The 4,860-nt window shown below is 41.4% G+C and carries 4 protein-coding genes; all 4 read left to right on the plus strand.

Annotated elements, in window-relative coordinates; all coding sequences use genetic code 11:
• The coding region (locus ACZMB2_RS13605) for a DUF3502 domain-containing protein (RefSeq protein WP_487597136.1) at positions 1-540 on the plus strand (540 nt) is incomplete at its 5' end.
• A gap of 63 nt (positions 541-603) precedes the next feature.
• Positions 604-1,509 (plus strand): ABC transporter permease, encoded by a 906-nt coding sequence (locus ACZMB2_RS13610; protein ID WP_487597137.1) that lies wholly within the window; start codon positions 604-606, stop codon positions 1,507-1,509.
• A 10-nt stretch (positions 1,510-1,519) separates the two neighbouring features.
• Positions 1,520-2,410: a carbohydrate ABC transporter permease gene (locus ACZMB2_RS13615; protein WP_487597138.1), complete on the plus strand. Its 891-nt coding sequence runs from the start codon at positions 1,520-1,522 to the stop codon at positions 2,408-2,410.
• A 156-nt stretch (positions 2,411-2,566) separates the two neighbouring features.
• Positions 2,567-4,860, plus strand: a 2,294-nt coding sequence (locus ACZMB2_RS13620) for a glycoside hydrolase family 3 protein (protein ID WP_487597139.1), incomplete at its 3' end; no start/stop codon positions are given.

Below are 4,860 nucleotides of genomic sequence, written 5' to 3' on the forward strand. Positions count from 1 at the left end.
ACTGCACAAATTTCTTACCTGACTTATGGCATCAGTTCAAGTTCTGCTGATAAAGATAAAACAATGCAGTGTCTGGATTATTTATATGGAAATGCAGATATTCTGAACCTGTTGAACTGGGGGGAAGAAGGTGTTGATTACGAAGTTGTAGATGCTGAAAATGATATCATTAACTATCCGGATGGAAAAGATGACAGCAACACGTATCATCTGGCAGAAGGATGGCAGTTATTTGACCAGTTTAAAATGCATATTTGGGAGGGTGATTCACCAGATATCTGGGATGAAACAAAGGCACTGAATGAAAGTGCACTCAAATCAAAAGCATTCGGATTTACCTATGATTCTACAAGTGTTGCAAACGAACTGGCTGCACTGAGTAATGTAAAAGCAAAATATGCAGCTGCTCTTGGTTCTGGTACAGTAGATCCTGAAGAAACACTTCCGAAATTTATTGAGGAACTGAAGAAAGCAGGAATTGAGAAAGTGATCAGCACCAAACAGGAACAGCTGGACAAGTGGCTGGAAGAGAATAAATAACACAGACAGTGGATGCTGCTATGCATCCACTGTTATATTCCAGATAATTGAAAGGAAAAATTTATGAAAAAAGCAAAATTTAAAAGATGGGCACCGCTTTATCTGATGATGGCACCGGGGCTGATTTATCTTTTTATCAATAATTATATGCCGATGGCAGGACTTGTGGTTGCTTTCAAAAATTACAACGTGGTAGATGGAATCTTTGGCAGCCCATGGGCTGGTCTCAGCAATTTTACTTATCTGTTTAATGATGTGTGGACGATTACAAGAAATACGTTGCTTTATAATATTGTATTTATTATCATCAACCTGATTCTGGGAATTGCATTTGCCATCTTTATCTGTGATATTCGGAGCAAGGTATGCAAAACAATTTATCAAAGTGCAATTTTACTGCCGTTTCTTATGTCTATTGTAATTGTAAGTTATATCACTTTTGCCTTTTTCAGTGGGGACAATGGAATGCTGAATAAGACAATTCTTCCGTTTTTCGGGAAAGAAGCAATTAATTGGTATTCAGAATCCAAATATTGGCCTGTGATCCTGGTTATCGTAAATACATGGAAAGGTGTAGGATATGGATGCCTGATTTATATTTCCAGTATTTCCGGAATTGATCCTTCTTTTTATGAGGCTGCAGAACTGGATGGAGCTTCAAAGTGGAAACAGATCCGATACATTACACTTCCATCGATTATGCCGTCTGTAATCACTTTGACACTGTTAAACATTGGAAGAATTTTCTATTCTGATTTTGGATTATTCTATCAGGTTACACAAAATTCCGGTCAGCTTTATGATACCACCAATGTAATCGATACTTATGTATACAGGGCACTGCTTCAGTCCGGAAATATCGGAATGGCTTCAGCGGCAGGCTTTTATCAGTCCATTGTCGGATTTGCCTGTGTACTGCTGGCAAATGTGGTTGTGCGCAAATTAAGCCCTGAAAATGCAATGTTCTAGGAGGTAAAAAATGGTTAGAAGCAAAAGTGAAAAAAGATTTGAACGATTGGCACATACGGTCATGATACTGGTTACAATCTGTATTGTATTGCCGTTTATCTTGTTATTTATGTCATCTATCACCTCTGAAAGTGCTCTGGTTAGAGATGGATATTCCTTATTTCCAAAAGAGTTCAGTATTCATGCCTATAAGTTTATCTGGAATAATGCTGCAAATGTATTCAGGGCATATGGAATTACAATACTGGTCACTGTAATAGGAACCAGTATTAATGTGGCAATGTCTGCATTGTTGGCGTATCCGCTTTCCCTGAAAAATCTTCCAGGAAAAAGAATCCTGAATTTCTACATATTTTTTACCATGTTATTTAATGGTGGACTGGTTCCTACATATCTCATGTATACAGGAATTTTCCATATCAATAACACACTGCTTGCATATATTGTGCCGGGACTTCTGATGAGTGCCATGAATGTTATGCTGATTCGTACATTTTTTGCAGCCAGTATTCCGGATGCACTTTTTGAAGCAGCTCAGATTGACGGTGCAAGTCAATTCCAGATTTTTTTCAAAATTGTATTGCCACTGGGTAAACCCATTCTTATTGCCATGGGTCTGCTTTCCGGATTAGGATACTGGAATGACTGGACAAATGGTCTGTACTATATTAGAGATACGAAGTTATATGGCATTCAGAACCTTCTGAATAAGATGATTTCAGATTTGACAGCACTGACACAGAACGCTTCTGGTGCGTCAACTGTTGCAATTGCAGATATTCCATCTGCATCTGTCAGAATGGCAATAGCGTTTGTTGCAATACTACCGATTTTATGCCTGTATCCGTTTTTACAGAAATATTTTACCAAAGGTATCGCGCTTGGTGCCGTAAAAGGCTGAAGATGTTTTGAAGGAAAGGGGGTTATTTTCCTGTAAATATTTAGTGTTTTAAGCAAAGATTTTTTAAGATGGGGAATAGAAAGTATTGGGGAAAAACGGTCGGAACGATCATTGCATCGCTTGAGAGATGTCGTTCTCAGAAAGAAAGGATAAAACATGAACGATTATAAATTGGATTTAGAGAAATATGCAACACTGGCGAGACAGGCAGCCGCAGAGGGATGTGTACTTCTGGAGAATGAGAAGCAGGCACTTCCTTTGAGAGAGGGAGAGAGTGTGGCTGTTTTTGGCCGCATGGCATTTCATTATCATAAAAGCGGACTTGGTTCCGGCGGTCTGGTGAATACGAGATATGTAGTGGGAATTCTGGATGCGCTGAAGGAGTGTAAAGAGATTCAACTGGATGAGAAACTGCTGGGGATTTATGCAAACTGGATTAAAGAGAATCCTTATGATGAAGGTCAGGGATGGGGTCGTGTTCCGTGGTCTCAGAAAGAGATGGAAGTTACAGAGGAAATGCTGGACTGCGCACGTAGCAACGATGTTTCGCTTATTATTATAGGAAGAACTGCAGGTGAAGATCAGGATAATAATACGAATCCGGGAAGCTATTGTCTGACGGAGACGGAGGAGGATTTGATCTGCCGGGTCTGTGAGGTGAGTAAGTGCACAGTTGTGGTGCTGAATGTTGGAAATATTATTGATATGAGTTGGGTGGAGAAATATCATCCTCAGGCTGTGCTGTATGCATGGCAGGGTGGTCAGGAAGGTGGCAATGGTGTGGCTGATGTGCTGACCGGTAAAGTGTGTGCATGTGGGAAGCTGACAGATACCATTGCTGAGAGGATTGAGTATTATCCGTCTACGGAGAATTTTGGTGATCCATATAAGAATTATTATAAGGAAGATATTTATGTGGGTTATCGTTATTTTGAGACATTTGCGAAGGATAAGGTGCTGTATCCGTTTGGATATGGTTTGTCCTATACGAATTTTGAGACAAAGGCGGAGATTTTTAAGAATACTGAGGATGAACTCACAGTGGCTGCGACGGTTACCAATATCGGTGATGTGAGGGGCAAAGAGGTTGTACAGGTTTATGTAAAAGCACCGCAGGGCAAACTTGGAAATCCGGCAAGAAAGCTGATCGGATTTGCAAAAACCCGGGAACTGGCACCGGGTGAAAAAGAAGAACTTGTTATCATCATTCCCAAATATGATATGGCCTCTTATGATGACAGTGGAGTGACAGGACACAAATCCTGTTATGTTCTGGAAGAGGGAACTTATGAAATTTTTGCAGGAAGTGATGTAAGAAATGCGAAATCAGCAGGAATTTACGAAGAAGAATTACGTGTAATAGAACAGTTACAGGAGGCATATGCACCGATTGAGAAATTCCGGAGAATGAAAGCCGTTCTGAGAGCAGATGGAACTTATCAGGCAGTAACAGAAGAGGTTCCTGTCCGCACAGCAGATCCACATAAACGCAGAGAGGAAAGAATGCCGAAGACTCTGGAGTATATGGGAGATAAAGGCTATAAGCTGGCAGATGTACTGGATAAAAAAGTTTCTATGGATGAGTTTGTGGCACAGATCAGTGAGGCGGATCTGATTGCCATGTTCCGCGGTGAAGGAATGTGCAGTCCCAAGGTCACTGCTGGAACTGCAGCTGCATTTGGCGGTGTGACAGAGTCTTTGAAGGCTCTTGGAATCCCGGTGGGATGCTGCGTGGATGGGCCGTCAGGGATTCGTATGGATTGCGGTACGAAAGCGTTTTCTCTGCCAAATGGAACTTTGCTGGGCTGTACTTTTAATACGGAGCTTGTGGGTGAGCTGTATGAAATGACAGGGAGGGAACTTCGACTGAATAAGATTGATTCCCTGCTGGGACCAGGTATGAATATTCACAGGAATCCACTGAATGGTCGAAATTTTGAATATATTTCTGAGGATCCGCTTCTCACAGGAAGAATTTGTGCGGCTCAGGTGAAGGCAATGGCTAAATCCGGAATTGGAAGTACGATTAAGCATTTCTGTGGAAATAATCAGGAAGTGGGACGAAGTACTTCTGATTCTGTTATATCTGAGAGATGTCTGAGAGAGATCTATCTGAAGGGATTTGAGATTGCAGTAAAAGAGGGTGGTGCACGTTCTGTAATGACTACTTATGGAAGTGTAAATGGGCTCTGGACTGCAGGTAGCTATGATCTGTGTACAACCATTCTGAGAAAAGAGTGGGGATTTCAAGGTATTGTCATGACTGACTGGTGGGCGAAGTCCAATTATGAGGGTCATCAGGCAGAGGTAACTGCGAAAGCTCCTATGGTAGCTGCCCAGAATGATGTTTATATGGTAGTGAGTGATGCGAAGTCCAATCCGGAGAATGACGATGTGGAGGAAATGCTTCATGCAGGAAAAATTACTGTGGGAGAATTGCAGAGGAATGC

The organism is Hominiventricola sp. (assembly GCF_057604405.1).

What these genes read in the sequence shown, in the direction of transcription:
- ACZMB2_RS13610 (WP_487597137.1), top strand. Translation starts at nt 604, where the DNA reads ATGAAAAAAGCAAAATTTAAAAGATGGGCACCGCTTTATCTGATGATG.
- ACZMB2_RS13615 (WP_487597138.1), top strand. Translation starts at nt 1,520, where the DNA reads ATGGTTAGAAGCAAAAGTGAAAAAAGATTTGAACGATTGGCACATACG.